Source organism: Bradyrhizobium sp. JR4.1 (genome assembly GCF_040548605.1).
In the GTDB taxonomy this organism is placed as follows: domain Bacteria; phylum Pseudomonadota; class Alphaproteobacteria; order Rhizobiales; family Xanthobacteraceae; genus Bradyrhizobium; species Bradyrhizobium canariense.
The window spans coordinates 956,369-971,557 of record NZ_JBEPRY010000001.1; the positions used below are offsets into that span (position 1 = coordinate 956,369).

General features: G+C 64.7%; 15 protein-coding genes. 11 read left to right on the forward strand and 4 right to left on the reverse strand.

Features of this window, described 5'->3' with window-relative positions:
• Window positions 1-138: 138 nt before the first annotated feature.
• Both pncA and ABIB90_RS04590 read right to left on the reverse strand, forming a co-directional pair.
• On the reverse strand, window positions 139-861 hold the full coding sequence (pncA, locus tag ABIB90_RS04585; protein ID WP_219681965.1) for a bifunctional nicotinamidase/pyrazinamidase: 723 nt from the start codon (window positions 859-861) through the stop codon (window positions 139-141).
• 271 nt (window positions 862-1,132) lie between these two features.
• The gene (locus ABIB90_RS04590; RefSeq protein WP_219681933.1) at window positions 1,133-2,074 is read right to left on the reverse strand and encodes a hypothetical protein; all 942 of its coding nucleotides are present in this window, start codon (window positions 2,072-2,074) and stop codon (window positions 1,133-1,135) included.
• Between the two features lie 395 nt (window positions 2,075-2,469).
• Between ABIB90_RS04590 and dnaK the strand changes: the two genes are divergently transcribed.
• The 8 genes from dnaK (at window position 2,470) to ABIB90_RS04630 (ending at window position 9,931) form a co-directional block, all read left to right on the forward strand.
• Window positions 2,470-4,371, forward strand: coding sequence for a molecular chaperone DnaK (dnaK, locus tag ABIB90_RS04595; RefSeq protein ID WP_007598490.1), 1,902 nt, complete (start codon window positions 2,470-2,472; stop codon window positions 4,369-4,371).
• Between the two features lie 257 nt (window positions 4,372-4,628).
• Window positions 4,629-5,762, forward strand: coding sequence for a molecular chaperone DnaJ (dnaJ, locus tag ABIB90_RS04600; RefSeq protein WP_007598494.1), 1,134 nt, complete (start codon window positions 4,629-4,631; stop codon window positions 5,760-5,762).
• 88 nt (window positions 5,763-5,850) lie between these two features.
• Entirely contained in the window at window positions 5,851-6,450 is a 600-nt protein-coding gene (locus ABIB90_RS04605; RefSeq protein WP_007598495.1) for a class I SAM-dependent methyltransferase, read from the forward strand.
• A 57-nt stretch (window positions 6,451-6,507) separates the two neighbouring features.
• On the forward strand, window positions 6,508-7,086 hold the full coding sequence (locus tag ABIB90_RS04610; protein WP_354200297.1) for an NADPH-dependent FMN reductase: 579 nt from the start codon (window positions 6,508-6,510) through the stop codon (window positions 7,084-7,086).
• Window positions 7,087-7,092: 6 nt separating this feature from the next.
• Window positions 7,093-7,806, forward strand: coding sequence for an orotidine-5'-phosphate decarboxylase (gene pyrF / locus ABIB90_RS04615; RefSeq protein WP_007598498.1), 714 nt, complete (start codon window positions 7,093-7,095; stop codon window positions 7,804-7,806).
• A gap of 95 nt (window positions 7,807-7,901) precedes the next feature.
• Window positions 7,902-8,213 (forward strand): DUF1330 domain-containing protein, encoded by a 312-nt coding sequence (locus tag ABIB90_RS04620; protein WP_027566211.1) that lies wholly within the window; start codon window positions 7,902-7,904, stop codon window positions 8,211-8,213.
• A gap of 259 nt (window positions 8,214-8,472) precedes the next feature.
• Entirely contained in the window at window positions 8,473-9,288 is an 816-nt protein-coding gene (gene dapB, locus ABIB90_RS04625; protein ID WP_007598502.1) for a 4-hydroxy-tetrahydrodipicolinate reductase, read from the forward strand.
• Window positions 9,289-9,307: 19 nt separating this feature from the next.
• Window positions 9,308-9,931, forward strand: coding sequence for a 2,3-bisphosphoglycerate-dependent phosphoglycerate mutase (locus ABIB90_RS04630; protein ID WP_007598504.1), 624 nt, complete (start codon window positions 9,308-9,310; stop codon window positions 9,929-9,931).
• A gap of 156 nt (window positions 9,932-10,087) precedes the next feature.
• On the opposite strand, the gene ABIB90_RS04635 is transcribed toward ABIB90_RS04630, so the two are convergent.
• Together ABIB90_RS04635 and ABIB90_RS04640 are read right to left on the reverse strand one after the other, a co-directional pair.
• Complete coding sequence (locus ABIB90_RS04635) at window positions 10,088-10,984, reverse strand: methylated-DNA--[protein]-cysteine S-methyltransferase (protein ID WP_354200298.1); 897 nt, start codon at window positions 10,982-10,984, stop codon at window positions 10,088-10,090.
• Between the two features lie 56 nt (window positions 10,985-11,040).
• Window positions 11,041-11,574 (reverse strand): DUF2244 domain-containing protein, encoded by a 534-nt coding sequence (locus ABIB90_RS04640; protein WP_354200299.1) that lies wholly within the window; start codon window positions 11,572-11,574, stop codon window positions 11,041-11,043.
• 22 nt (window positions 11,575-11,596) lie between these two features.
• On the opposite strand from ABIB90_RS04640, the gene nth reads away from it, so the two are divergent.
• From nth to ABIB90_RS04655, 3 genes are read left to right on the forward strand one after another with little or no spacing between them, the layout of a single operon-like run.
• Complete coding sequence (gene nth, locus ABIB90_RS04645) at window positions 11,597-12,349, forward strand: endonuclease III (RefSeq protein WP_354200300.1); 753 nt, start codon at window positions 11,597-11,599, stop codon at window positions 12,347-12,349.
• Window positions 12,350-12,385: 36 nt separating this feature from the next.
• Window positions 12,386-13,522 (forward strand): HlyD family secretion protein, encoded by a 1,137-nt coding sequence (locus tag ABIB90_RS04650; protein WP_354200301.1) that lies wholly within the window; start codon window positions 12,386-12,388, stop codon window positions 13,520-13,522.
• On the forward strand, window positions 13,509-15,137 hold the full coding sequence (locus ABIB90_RS04655) for an MFS transporter (protein ID WP_354200302.1): 1,629 nt from the start codon (window positions 13,509-13,511) through the stop codon (window positions 15,135-15,137). Before ABIB90_RS04650 ends, ABIB90_RS04655 begins: the two co-directional genes overlap by 14 nt.
• Window positions 15,138-15,189 lie beyond the last annotated feature (52 nt).

Genomic DNA, 15,189 nt, shown 5'->3' on the forward strand with positions numbered 1-15,189 from the left:
TCCTCATGGTGAGGAGGCGCGTCAGCGCCGTCTCGAACCATGCAGGCCGAGCTGCTGCAGCGGGGGCCTTCATCCTTCGAGACGCGCGCCAAGAAGCGCGCTCCTCAGGATGAGGGTCTGGCAGTTCGGTTGCGTCTCTTACGCGCTCGCGGCGATATCTGCGGACTGAATCCGCTTCACGCCGGCCTTGGCCATGTCGGCCCAGGCTTTTGCGAGCGAACCCTGATTGTCGATGCCGCGGCAGGCGTCTTCCACCACATAGACCTCGAAGCCCGCCTTGCGCGCGTCGAGCGCGGTCCAGGCCACGCAGAAATCCGTCGCCAGCCCGACTACGAAGACGCGCTTGATCTTGCGGGCCTTAAGATAGCCGGCAAGGCCGGTCGAGGTCTTGCCGTCGGCTTCGAGGAAGGCCGAATAGCTGTCGACGTCCTTGTGAAAACCCTTGCGGATGATGAGCTCGGCCTGCGGGATCGCAAGGTCTTTCGACAGCGCGGCGCCATCGGTGCCCTGCACGCAATGGTCCGGCCACAGCACCTGCTTGCCGTAGGGAAGATCGACGGTCTCGAACGGCTTCTTCCCGGCGTGGACTGACGCAAAGGAAACATGGCCTTGCGTGTGCCAGTCCTGCGTCATCACCACGTTCGAAAATGCTTTCGAGATCTTGTTGATGACGGGCACCACCTGCTCGCCTTCCTTCACGGCGAGGCTGCCGCCGGGCAGGAAGCAGTTCTGCACGTCGATCACGAGCAGCGCGGATGCATCGTCCGGCTTGATCGATGCCGCTGCCAGAATTGCGGTTGGCGCGAGCGCCACGAGCGCGCTCGTCCCGAGCGCTGCCAAGACTTGTCGCCGATCCAGCATCATTCGCCTCCCTCCAGGATGAACTCAACGGAAGGGGAGCCTAGTTCCGTTCGTATACGAACAGAAGCCCGAAAATGCAGCCGGCTTTGGTGAGTCGTTGGGCTTGAGCCGCGGGTTCGGTGCACCTCGCCCGCTTGCGGGAGAGGTCGCTGCGCTCGTAGAGCGCGGCGGGTGAGGGTTCTATCCTCTGGGGGATTGTCCCCTTGCGGCGACACCCTCTCCCCAGCCCCCCGCAAGCGGGGGAGGGAGCGCATCTCATGCGCAGATGCTGCTAGCCCTTTGGCTGGATGCCGTCGCGGACCGCGCGGAAGCGGGTGAAGGCAGTCGGCCATTGCTCGCGCGGGGCGCTGGCGATGATGCGCAGCGAGGCGCCGCCGCTGCTGAAGCGGATCCACTGCACCACGGTCACCGGCGTCTTGTCCTTGCCGCTGACGCCGTCGATCCGGGTCTCGAACCCCTGCTGGCCGCTGATGCGGATCGGCTCGGACATGGTGACGCGCGACTCGCGCACGCCGGGGATCTGGAGCGCCGCCTCCTGGGCGAAGCGGGCGCGGTCGTCGGCGGCTTGCGGGGTGGCGCCGATCACGCCGAGGATGATGAACGGCTTCGATTCATAGCCGGAGCTCTCGTCGCCGTCGGCCAGGATGATGCTCGAGCCCGGCGCCAGCGTGCGAACGTCCTTGAAGTCGGCGAGATCGGTGATCTTGAACGGCATCAGCGCGATCTGCTCGTCGGCCGAGACCTGCTTGCGGGTGACGACGCTCGCAAACATCTGCCGCACCGCCTCGTCGGTGTAGATCTTGACCGCATTCTCGGGAATCTGCACCGCGACATAGCCGGAGAAGCCGGCGCCCGGCACGATCATCGAATAGCGCCGCACCGGGGTCTCGCCGGCCTTGCCGCTCTCGGTGGTGAAATAGGCAAGTCCCGCGGGCGTCTCGATCTTGTCCTGCTTGACGCCGTTGGCTCCGGCCGGATTGGAGTTGAAGGCGCTCACGACCTCGCCATAGGCCGCCGGCGGCAGCTCTGTGATCAGCACCTTGACGCTGCCGTCCTCGCTCTCGAAGCCGGGAAAAGTCTTGGCCGTGTTAAGGCCGACCAATGGCACCATGCCGAGGCGCAAGCCAGGTGGGAAAACGGCGTCGGCAGCCAGAGCCGGAAGCGCAGAGGCGACGAGGAGGACGAGCGCGGCGAGGGGGCGGATCAGCTTCATGGGCACTCTGATTGGTTCACATTGAGGCCGTTCGATGGTGGCCGGCCGGCCGTTTTGTCGCGCGAGGCGGCCTGATGACGAGCCCGGCCGGCTGCCCGCCTTTTAGCGGTTTTGGTCTGGCCGCAACAGGGCGGGGCGGGATGCTGTGACGGATGCGGGCCGATCGCGGGACCTGTTAATATTTCCTCACCCGCAAGGGCGGTGCAGCCCGGATATGTTCTTCCAAAACCCAATGTTTTCACGGCCGAAACTTGCGTTCGGTCCTTGCAGGCACCTCCCCCCCTCCTATATGACCCCCAACCATCGCAATATCGCGAATGTTTGATCTTAGGGGGTTTCGGTTCGGGTGCCTTCTGGGCCCAGCCAGCCTGCCGCAAAAACAAGGATATAGGACCATGGGAAAGGTCATCGGGATCGACCTCGGTACCACGAATTCGTGCGTCGCCGTAATGGATGGCAAGAACGCCAAAGTCATCGAGAATTCCGAAGGCATGCGCACGACGCCTTCGATCGTCGCCGTGACGGACGACGGTGAGCGCCTCGTCGGCCAGCCGGCCAAGCGCCAGGCGGTCACCAATCCCGAGCGCACGTTCTTCGCAGTGAAGCGCCTGATCGGCCGCCGCTACGACGACCCGATGGTCGAGAAGGACAAGAAGCTCGTTCCGTACAAGATCGTGAAGGCTTCCAACGGCGACGCCTGGGTCGAGGCCGACGGCCAGACCTACTCGCCCTCGCAGGTCTCGGCGTTCATCTTGCAGAAGATGAAGGAGACCGCGGAAGCCCATCTGGGCCAGAAGGTCGACCAGGCCGTCATCACCGTGCCCGCCTACTTCAACGACGCCCAGCGCCAGGCGACCAAGGACGCCGGCAAGATCGCCGGCCTTGAAGTGCTGCGCATCATCAACGAGCCGACCGCGGCCGCGCTCGCCTACGGCCTCGACAAGACCAAGGCCGGCACGATCGCCGTGTACGATCTCGGCGGCGGCACGTTCGATATCTCGATTCTCGAAATCGGCGACGGCGTGTTCGAGGTGAAGTCGACCAACGGCGACACCTTCCTCGGCGGCGAAGACTTCGACATGCGCCTCGTCGGCTATCTCGCCGACGAATTCCAGAAGGAGCAGGGCATCAACCTGCGCAACGACAAGCTCGCGTTGCAGCGCCTGAAGGAAGCCGCTGAAAAGGCCAAGATCGAGCTGTCGTCGACGACGCAGACCGAGATCAACCTGCCCTTCATCACCGCGGACCAGACCGGCCCGAAGCATCTGACGATGAAGCTCACCCGCGCCAAGTTCGAGGCGCTGGTCGATGACCTCGTCCAGAAGACCGTCGAGCCCTGCCGCAAGGCGCTGAAGGATGCCGGCCTCACCGCCGCCGAGATCGGCGAAGTGGTGCTGGTCGGCGGCATGTCCCGCATGCCGAAGGTCCAGGAAGTCGTGAAGCAACTGTTCGGCAAGGAGCCGCACAAGGGCGTCAACCCGGACGAAGTCGTGGCGATCGGCGCCGCGATCCAGGCCGGCGTGCTCCAGGGCGACGTCAAGGACGTGCTGCTGCTCGACGTGACCCCGCTGTCGCTGGGCATCGAGACGCTGGGCGGCGTGTTCACCCGCATCATCGACCGCAACACCACGATCCCGACCAAGAAGAGCCAGGTGTTCTCGACCGCCGAGGACAGCCAGAACGCGGTCACCATCCGCGTCTTCCAGGGCGAGCGTGAAATGGCGGCCGACAACAAGATGCTCGGCCAGTTCGACCTGATGGGCATTCCGCCGGCTCCGCGCGGCATGCCGCAGATCGAGGTGACCTTCGACATCGACGCCAACGGCATCGTCAACGTCTCGGCCAAGGACAAGGCCACGTCCAAGGAGCAGCAGATCCGCATCCAGGCCTCTGGCGGTCTGTCGGAAGCCGACATCGAGAAGATGGTCAAGGACGCCGAGGCCAATGCTGAGGCGGACAAGAAGCGCCGCGAGGCCGTGACTGCCAAGAACGACGCGGACGGACTTGTGCATTCGACCGAGAAGGCACTGGCCGAGCACGGTTCGAAGGTCGCCGAGACTGAGCGCCGCGCCATCGAGGATGCCGTCAGCGACCTCAAGGAAGCGCTGAAGGGCGACGATGCCGAAGCGATCAAGGCCAAGACCCAAACGCTGGCCCAGGCATCGATGAAGCTCGGCGAGGCCATGTACAAGCAGCAGGCCGAGGCCGACGCCAAGAAGGACGCGGCCAAGGACGACGTCGTCGACGCGGAATTCACCGAAGTCGACGACGACAAGACCAACAAGAAGTCCGCCTGAACCCCGCGAGGGTGATGATGCGGACGGCTTGGACCCCACACGCGCCAACGGCCTCCTCCCTCGCGGGGGAGGCCATCGTGTCGGGCTCGACGGACCAAGGCTTTAAATTTGGGCCCGTTACGATCGATCAATTCCCAGCCGTTATTCTGAACACTGCCATGCAATCCTCTGTCGCGAGGCGGAAGGCTGCCTATATCGTTGCATGGCGACGTTGCTTCGCTCCGACTTGAATCGCGATCGGATAGACTGAGCTCATCATGTCCACGTCCACCAAGCGCTGCTACTACGAAACCCTCGAAGTCGAACGCGATGCCGACGATTCCGTCCTGAAATCGTCGTTCCGCAAGCTGGCGATGAAGTTTCACCCCGACCGTAATCCCGGGGACAACACCAGCGAAGTCAAGTTCAAGGAAATCAACGAGGCCTACGAGGTCCTGAAAGACAAGGACAAGCGCGCCGCCTATGACCGTTACGGCCATGCCGCCTTCGAGCAGGGCGGCGGTGGCGGCGCCGGTTTCGGCGCGGGCTTCGCCTCCTCCTTTTCCGACATTTTCGAAGATTTGTTCGGCATGGCCGGACAGCGCGGCGGCCGTGGCGGCCGCGAGCGCGGCGCCGACCTTCGCTACAACATGGAAATCACGCTCGAGGAAGCTTTTGGCGGCAAGACCGCGCAGATCGAGATTCCGGTCTCGGTCACTTGCGAAGCCTGTTCGGGCATCGGGGCCAAGGCCGGCACCAAGCCGAAGACCTGCTCGACCTGCGGCGGCGCCGGACGCGTACGGCAGTCGCAAGGCTTCTTCACGCTGGAGCGGACCTGTCCGGGCTGCCAGGGGCGCGGCCAGATGATCGAGGACGCCTGCCCGTCCTGCTCGGGTCAGGGGCGCGTCACCCGCGAGCGGAATCTGTCGGTCAACATTCCCCCTGGAGTCGAGGACGGCACCAGGATCAGGCTCGCCGGCGAGGGCGAGGCCGGGGTCCGCGGCGGCCCGCCCGGCGACCTCTACATCTTCCTGTCGCTGGCCCAGCACCAGTTCTTCCAGCGCGACGGCGCCGATCTGCATTGTCGTGTGCCGATCTCGATGGTAACGGCGGCGCTTGGTGGCGAGTTCGAGGTGCCGACCATCGAGAAGGGCAAGACCAAGGTGAAGGTCCCAGCCGGGACCCAGTCCAGCCGCCGATTCCGCATCGCATCAAAAGGCATGCCGGTGCTGCGCTCGCGCCAAATGGGCGACATGTACGTTCAGGTCGTGGTCGAGACCCCGCAGAACCTCACCAAAAAGCAGCAGGAATTGCTGGCCGAGTTCGACAAGCTCTCCTCCGGCAACACCCAGCCGGAATCCGAGGGTTTCTTCACCAAGGTCAAGGATTTCTTCGGTAATCGGGCGAGTTGACGCGTCTTGACCGTGCCGCCTTCGGCCTATACGTCTTTATGACCATTTTCTGACACGCCGCGGTCACGCGGTCCCGGCCGGTCCCGACATGCCATTGCCATCGTCCGCGCGTGCGTTGAAGAAGCCCCGTCTCGATGACGAGGTGCGTTTTCTCCGGTCATGGATCGAAAAGCCCCTCCACATGGGTGCGGTGATGCCGTCGGGCAAGCTGCTGGCCCGGACCATGGCCCATTACGTCGACGTCAATTCGGACGCACCGGTGGTTGAGCTCGGCCCCGGCACCGGCGCCATCACCTCGGCCCTGGTCGAGCGCGGCGTCGACCAGAAGCGTCTCGTCCTCGTCGAATACAATCCGGGCTTCTGCGCCCTGCTGCGCGACCGCTATCCGCAGGCCAAGGTGGTGCAGGGCGATGCCTATCGCCTGCGCGACACGCTGTGGAACGTGCTGAGCGCGCCGGCCTCCGCGGTCGTCTCGGGCCTGCCGCTGGTTACAAAACCGATGCTGACGCGGCTGCGGCTGATCCGCGACGCCTTCACGGCCCTGGCGCCCGGTGCGCCCTTCGTCCAGTTCACCTACGCGGTGGTGCCGCCGATTCCGAAATCGCTGCCCGGCGTGTCCACAGAGGCCTCCGAACGGATCTGGATGAACCTTCCGCCGGCCCGCGTCTGGGTGTATCGCAAGGACTAATTCCGCCGGCATTGCTGTTTGCGTGGCGGGCTCGTTTCGCCGAACGCATGGAAGCGGATGTCCGCACCGAAAATTCTGATCATTCCCGGCTCCCTGCGCACCGGCTCGCACAATGCGAAGCTGGCAGCGGTCGCCGCCTATGCATTCGACCAGGCCGGCGTCGACGTCACCCGCGTCTCGCTCGCCGATTTTCCGCTGCCGATCTATGACGGCGACCTGCAGGCCAAGTCCGGTGTGCCCAAGCACGCGATCAATCTCAAGCGCATGATCGGCGCGCATCATGGCGTGCTGATCGTCTCGCCCGAATACAATGCCTCGGTGCCGCCGCTGCTGAAGAACGCGATCGACTGGGTCAGTCGCGTGCATGAGCTGCACGAGCCGCGCGGCGAGGTGTTCCGCAACCGCGTCTTCGCGCTCGCCGGCGCCTCGCAGAGCCGGCTCGGCGCGGCTCGCGCGCTGCAAGCGTTGCGTCTGATCCTGACCTCCTGCCACGCCAATGTGATTGCCAGCCAGCTGACGCTCGCCTTTGCCGACCAGGCCTATGACGATATGGACAGGCTGAAGCACGAGGGCGATATCGCCGCGTTGAAGGACCTGGTGCGGCAGTTGATCGATTTTTCCCAACGCATGATGTGAGGTGACATGACGCCAGCCGAGATCGCCCCGAAAGACCGCCTGATCGTCGCGCTCGATCTGCCCGGCGTTGACGCCGCGGAAGCGATGGTCAACCGGCTCGGCGACAGCGTCACCTTCTACAAGATCGGCTATCGGCTGGCTTATGCCGGCGGCTTGCCGCTGGTGGGCAAGCTCGCCGACAAGGGCAAGAAGGTCTTTCTCGATCTCAAGCTGCACGACATCGGCAACACCGTGGCGCAGGGCGTCGACAGCATCACCAGGCTCGGCGCGACCTTCCTCACCGTGCACGCTTATCCGCAGACCATGAAAGGTGCCGTCGAAGGTCGCGGCAGCTCGAACCTGAAGATCCTCGCCGTCACTGTTCTGACCTCCTACAACGAGGACGATCTGCACGCGGCAGGCTTCCGGCTCGGCGTCTCCGAGCTCGTCGAAGCGCGCGCCCAGCAGGCGCAGGTGCTCGGCATCGACGGGCTGGTGTCGTCGCCCGAGGAAGTTGGAGCCTTGCGCAAGATCGTCGGCCACCAGATGAGCCTCGTCACCCCCGGCATCCGGCCGGCGGGCGCGGCGAGCGGCGATCAGAAACGCATCATGACGCCGGGCCGCGCGATTGCGGCCGGCGCGGACTATCTCGTCGTCGGGCGGCCGGTGGTGGAAGCCACGGACCCCAAGGCGATCGCGGAGGCGATCCAGAGCGAGATCGCCGAGGCACTCGGAGCATGATCCGGACCCGAAGGGCCGCGTTAGCGCAAAGTGTGCAGCGGTTTTCCGATCAGATCATGCTCAAATAGAAGCCCAACAACACAGGGAGAAGAACAATGGCAAAAGGCTACTGGATCGGACGCGTCGACGTGAGCAGTGACGAGGGCTACAAGCCCTATGCCGTCGCCAATGGTCCGATCTTCAAGAAATGGGGTGGCCGCTTCGTCGTCCGCGCGGGCAAGTTCACCACGGTCGAAGGCGCCAGCCGCACCCGCAACGTCGTGATCGAATTCCCGGACTACGAGACCGCGATCGCTTGCTACAACTCGCCGGAATACCAGGCCAACATCAAGGTGCGCCAGCCGCACTCCGTCGCCGACCTCATCATCATCGAGGGCTATGACGGCCCGCAGCCGTCGGACGGCTGAGGCTGGGTCTGCGCGCGCCTCGTCCTTCGAGACGACCGCTCCGCGGTCTCCTCAGGATGAGGCTAAGCAGTATCGGCGCCCGTCGAATTTGTTGCCACGGATTCCAACCTCATCCTGAGGGCCCGCCGTAGGCGGGCGTCTCGAAGGATGGCCGCAAGCGACCGCGCTCCAGGGGAGGGTGGAAGCCCGCCTGCCCCCAATCCCCCTTGGTTGCCGGAACTGCATCCCCCCGCTACAACAACCGCGAGAGGATCGCACCATGTCCGACATGCGCTTGATCGTTGCTGGAGCCGGCGGCCGGATGGGCCGGGCGCTGACTCGGGCGATTGCCGAGACCAAAGGCGCGGTGCTGGCCGGTGCGCTGGAGGCGCCGGGATCGGAGCTGCTCGGCAAGGATGCCGGCGTGCTCGCAGGCCTGCCGGCCAATGGCGTCAAACTGTCCGGCGATCTCTGGGCATTGTCGAAGGACGCCGACGGCATTCTGGATTTCACCGTGCCGGCGGCGACGCTGGCCAATGTCGCGATCGCCGCCGAGCGCGGCCTCGTGCACGTGGTCGGAACGACCGGCCTGTCGGGCTCCGACAACGCCGTGATCAAGAGCGTCACCAACCGCGCCGTCGTGGTGCAGTCCGGCAATATGAGCCTGGGTGTCAATCTGCTCGCCGCCGTGGTCAAGCGCGTCGCCAAGGCGCTCGACGAGAGCTTCGACATCGAGATCGTCGAAACCCATCACCGCATGAAGATCGATGCGCCCTCGGGCACGGCGCTGATGCTGGGCCAGGCGGCGGCGACCGGCCGCGGCATCGCGCTCGACGAGCATGCAGATCGCGGCCGCGACGGCATCACCGGCGCGCGCAAGCCCGGCGATATCGGCTTTGCGTCGTTGCGCGGCGGCACCGCGGCCGGCGATCACAGCGTGAGCTTCCTCGGCCCGTTCGAACGCCTGACGCTGTCGCATCACGCGGAGGATCGCATGCTGTTCGCCCACGGCGCGCTGAAGGCCGCGCTCTGGGCGCACGGCAAGAAGCCGGGGCACTATTCCATGGCCGACGTGCTCGGCCTGTCTGACATTTGAACTAAACGGAAAGCAATCAATGAGCGAACGTCTTCTCGTGCTGGTGCGGCACGGTCAGAGCGAATGGAATCTGAAGAACCTGTTCACGGGCTGGAAGGACCCTGATCTCACCGAGCTCGGCGTGAAGGAAGCCTCGGAAGCCGGCCGCAAGCTGAAGGCGCAGGGCCTCGTGTTCGACGTCGCCTACACCTCGGTGTTGACGCGCGCACAGCACACGCTCGATCTCATTCTCGGCGAGCTCGACCAGAAGGGCCTGCCGACGACGAAGAACCTCGCGCTGAACGAGCGCGACTATGGCGATCTCTCGGGGCTCAACAAGGACGACGCCCGCAAGAAATGGGGCGAGGACCAGGTGCTGATCTGGCGCCGCTCCTACGACGTGCCACCGCCCGGCGGTGAAAGCCTGAAGGACACGCTCGCGCGCGCATTGCCCTATTACGTGCAGGAGATCCTGCCCGGCGTGCTCAACGGCAAGCGCACATTGGTCGCCGCCCACGGCAATTCGCTGCGCGCGCTGATCATGGTGCTGGAAAAGCTCTCGCCCGAAGGCATTTTGAAGCGCGAGCTCGCCACCGGCGTGCCGATCATCTACCGTCTCAATGCGGATTCGACGGTGGCCTCGAAGCTGGATCTGGCGGGGTAAAGATGAGGGGCGGCTAGGCCGCGCTAAGCACGCAGAATTGTAGGGTGGGCAAAGCGTAGCGTGCCCACCATGCAGCAGCGATTGCGGAACGATGGTGGGCACGGCGCGCGAAGTGCGTGCCTTTGCCCACCCTACGAAACTTTGCCGATGACAGTCTTACTGCATCCCCAGCTGCCCGGCCTCCCAGCCCAGCATCGCCTGCTTGCGGGTGATGCCCCAGTGGTAGCCGGTGAGCGTACCGCTCTTGCCGAGAGCGCGGTGGCAGGGCACGACAAAGGACACGGGGTTCTTGCCGACGGCGGCGCCGACGGCGCGTGAGGCTTTCGGGCTGTTGATGTTGCAGGCGATGTCCGAATAGGACACCGCGCGGCCCATCGGGATCTTCAGCAACGTCTCCCACACCCGGACCTCGAAATCGGTGCCGATCATCACCACGCGCAGCGGCTGGTCCGGCCGCCAGAGCTTTGTGTCGAAGATGCGCTGCGCCAGCGGTGCGGTGCCTTCGTGATCCTCGACGTAAGTTGCGTTCCGCCATCGCCGCGTCATATCGGCAAGCGCCACCTGTTCCTCACCGGGATCGGCGAAAGCAAGTCCCGATAATCCGCGATCGGTCGCGATCACGATCGCAGCGCCGAACGGCGAGTGATGAAAGCCATAGCGCAAGATCAGCCCCGCGCCGCCGTTCTTCCATTCGCCCGGCGACATCGCTTCGTGCGTGACGAAGAGATCGTGCAAGCGCCCCGGACCCGACAGGCCCGAGTCGAGCGCCGCATCGAGGATGCTCGCGGAATCCCTGAGCAAGCCCTTGGCGTGATCGAGCGTGAGCGCCTGCATAAACGCCTTCGGCGTGATCGAGGCCCAGCGGCGGAACAAATGGTGCAGTTCGTCCGGGGTGACGCCGGCCGCATCCGCCATCGCCTCGATGGTCGGCTGCGCGCGCCAGTTTTCCGAAATGAAGGCGATCGCCCGGCGCACGGAATCATAGTCGCGCATCGCGGCGTTCTGGGAGCCCGGCCCGGCCAGGCGCTGGTCATGTATCGCGAGTGTCATCATGACGACAAATGTAGGAGAGGGCAGGGTGCGAAACCACCCGATTTCCGATCCGCAAATCAGGTCACCGGATTGTAGGTCGGACCGCGCCTGGCGGCATTTAATGCCTCAACCAAACCCTTGTAAAAACTTGTTTTTTCATCCGGTCCGAGGAAGCGGGCGATCTGGATCTGGTGACCTCGCGAGATCAGATAGAGGTGCTCGATGCCAAAATCCTCGTCGATTTCCATGTCCAGCCGGACCCAGAGCGGATTGAAGGTCCACTCGACGATTTGGCCGTGCTGGCTGATGCGCCGCACGCGTAATTCAGATGGCGTGACCACGATCTCCTCGCTGGCCCGCGCCGCGCGGAAATTGGCCTTGAAGGCCCACCAGATCACCAGCACGTCGAGGCCGAAGAAACCGAACACCGGCCACGCGCCCATCATCAGGAAGACGAGGCCGGTGACGAAGCTGACGGCGCTCAGGAACAGCATCACCGCGAGGAAGCCGGTGCGGTTCAGCGAGCGGTGCGGCGTCAGGCGCGCGGAAAAGATCTGAGGCTCGGCCTCGCTTCCCGATCGTTCGCGCTCAATTTCGTTGCCTGTGCTCATCGTCCCTCAGTATATCCCGATCATGGCGAAAATCACCCGCAAGACGGCCCCGCGCAAAACGTCCGTGCCGAAGAAAAAGGCGAAGGCGGCCGCCGCGAAGCCCAAGGTCCCCGGCAAGAAATCCCTCAAGGCCATGAAACCCTGGACGCCGCCCGAGGTGCACGAGGTCTTCAGCCGTTTCCGCAAGGCCAACCCGGAGCCGAAAGGCGAGCTCGAGCACGTCAATCCGTTCACGCTGCTGGTCGCCGTGGTGCTGTCGGCACAGGCGACTGACGCCGGCGTCAACAAGGCGACGCGCGCGCTGTTTGCGATCGCCGACACGCCGCAGAAGATGCTCGACCTCGGCGAAGAGCGCCTGCGTGAGTACATCAAGACCATCGGCCTCTACCGCACCAAGGCCAGGAACGTCATTGCGCTGTCCGCGAAGCTGCTCAGCGAATTCGGCGGCGAGGTGCCGCGCACGCGCGCCGGGATCGAGTCGCTGCCGGGCGCCGGGCGCAAGACCGCCAATGTCGTGCTCAACATGGCCTACGGCGAGCACACCATGGCGGTCGACACGCATGTCTTCCGCGTCGGCAACCGGACCGGACTTGCGCCGGGCAAGACGCCGCTGGAGGTCGAGCTCGGTCTCGAAAAGGTGATCCCGGCCGAGTTCATGCTGCATGCCCATCATTGGCTGATCCTGCATGGCCGCTATACTTGCCTCGCGCGCAAGCCGCGCTGCGAGGTTTGCCTGATCAACGATCTCTGCCGGTGGCCGGAAAAGACGGTCTGAAAATAGCGTTCGGGAAAGTGGTTTTTGGAGTCTAGCGTGAGTCAGCAGGAACAAATCTCGCCGTCACCACCTCCTGCTACACCGGCGCCGCCACCGAAGCCAACGCAGCGACCGGCGAGTTCACTGTGGAGCCGGCTCGCGATTCCGCTGTTCGCGGTGATCGTCGCGCTCGGCTTCGTCGCGCTGGCAACGCAGCGCTTCGACGAATGGGTCGGCAATTCGGCGGTCCAGACCACCAACGACGCCTATGTGCGGGCCGAGCTGACGCGGCTTGCCAGTCGCGTCTCCGGCGAAGTGCTGACCGTCGGGGTCACCGATTTCCAACGCGTCAAGGCCGGCGATCTCATGATCCAGATCGATCCTGCCGACTATGAGGCGCAAGTCGCGCAGTCCGAAGCGGCGGTCGCCGCCGCGCAAGCCGTGCTCGACAATCTGGCCAATCAGATCGAGCTGCAATATGCGACGATTGCACAGGCGCAGGCCGCGCGGCTCTCGGCCGAAGCCGTGGAGGTCGAGGCGCGGCAGGAGCAGGAGCGCCAGCAGTCGCTGTCGCAGACCGAATCCGGCACGCGGCAGCGGTTCGAGCAGGCGGTCGCAGGCTATGCCAAGGCGCAGGCCGATGTGCGCGCGAGCCGCGCCGTGATCGCGGCCCAGCAGCACCAGCTCGAGGTCCTGCAAGGCACCAGGAAGCAGCGCGCCGCCGATCTCGAAGCGACCAAGGCAACACTGGCGAGTGCGAAGCTCAAGCTCGGCTACACCAAGATATCGGCACCGTTCGACGGCGTCGTCGGCGAGCGGCAGGTCCAGCCTGGCGACTACGTCAACATCGGCACCAATCTCATCAACGTTGTGCCGTTGCCGAAGGTCTACGTGATCGCGAACTACAAGGAGACCCAGCTGACGCACGTCGCACCGGGCCAGCCAGTCGAGATCACTGTCGACAGTTTCCCGCGCGAGAAGCTGCGCGGCAGGGTCGAGCGCATTGCGCCCGCGACCGGCGCGCAGGTCGCGCTGCTGCCGCCGGACAACGCAACCGGTAACTTCACCAAAGTCGTGCAGCGCATTCCCGTGCGCATCCAGTTCGACGACAACCAGCCACTGCTGGCGCGGCTGGTGCCGGGCATGTCGGTCGTCACCAGCATCGACACCAAGGCCGGCAATGGCGGAAAATGACGATTCCAGTCGCGGACCGCTCTCGCGCGGCGGCGTCGCGCCGCAGCCCTTGTTTGCGGTGGCGGCGGTGCTGCTCGGCTCGTTCCTCGCCAATTTCGACAGCCGCCTGACCACAATAGGCCTGCCGGACCTGCGCGGCGCGTTCTCGCTCTCGTTCGACGAGGGCGCCTGGCTCTCCACAGCAGGCATCGGCTCGCAGATCTTCATCGCGCCCGCGGTGGCCTGGCTTGCCACCGTGTTCGGCCTGCGCCGCGTGCTCGGTATCCCGAGCCTCGTCTATGCCGCGGTCTCGCTGATCATCCCGTTCGTGCACGACTATCCGACATTGCTCGCGCTCAGCGTCGTGCATGGCCTCCTGCTCGGCACCTTCGTGCCGGCGACGTTGATGATCGTGTTCCGCAATTTGCCGATCCGCTGGTGGCTCCCAGCGATCTCGATCTATTCGATCCGCGTCGGCTTCGCGCTGGATACCTCGAGCGCGCTGGTCGGCTTCTATGTCGACCATCTCGGCTGGCAATGGCTGTACTGGCAGAGCGTGCTGATCGCGCCCCTGATGGGCCTGATGGTTTATTGGGGCACGCCGAACGAACCGGTGAATCGCGCTTTGCTGCGCGAGGCCGATTGGGGTGGCATGCTGCTGCTCGGCGCCGGCGTCTCGATGATCTATGCCGGGCTCGACCAGGGCAATCGGCTGGACTGGCTGGGATCGGGGACCGTGATGGCGTTGATCATTGCCGGCGCGGTGCTGGTCGCGGGTTTTCTCGTCAACGAATCCCTGGTGCGGCAGCCTTGGGCGCATGTGAACGTCCTGTTCTCGCGCAATATCGGCCTGGGGCTGGTCCTGATCCTGCTCTACACGCTGACCAGCCTGTCCAACGCGTCGCTGGTGCCGAACTTCCTCGCCACCATCGCCCTGCTCAGGCCGGAGCAGAGTGGCTTGCTGCTGCTCACCTACGGCGCGTTGCCGATGTTCGTGCTGGTGCCGCTCTCGATCTGGCTGCTGCGGCATTTCGATACGCGGACAGTGGTGGTCGTGGGATTTGCCTGCTTCGCCGCCGCCAATCTCTGGGGCACGCAGCTCAGTCATGATTGGGCGCGTGAGGATTTCGCCGGCATCGTGCTGCTCCAGGCGATCGGGCAGTCGTTGACCTTGCTGCCGCTGATCATCACGCTGCTGTCCAATTCCGATCCGAGCCGTGCGACCTCGTTTGCCGCCTATATCCAGATCATGCGGCTCGGCGGTGCCGAGATCGGCGTGGCGTTGATGGGGACGTGGCTGCGCGTCCGCGAGCAGATCCATTCCTTCTATCTCGGCCAGAATCTCGGCGTCGGCGACGTCGATGTGGTCCGCATGCTGAAACAGCTCGCCGACCATTTTGCGGCCCATGGTGCCGGCTCGGCACAGGCACGCGCGGTCGGTACGCTCGCGGGCTTCGTCCAGCGCGAGGCCAATGTGCTCGCCTATATCGACGGCTTCTGGCTGTGCTTCTGGGTGGCGATGGCCGCGCTCGGCGTCGTCGCGCTTGTTACCCGTGCCCCGCCCGGCCCGTTCACGCCGGCGCCGTTCGGCTTCGCCAGGATGCTGTTGCGCAGATGCGGAGTGAAGGTCGCCTGAATGCGACGATGGTTGGTTCGCCCGATCGCGCGACGGGGTTGGTCACCTCTCC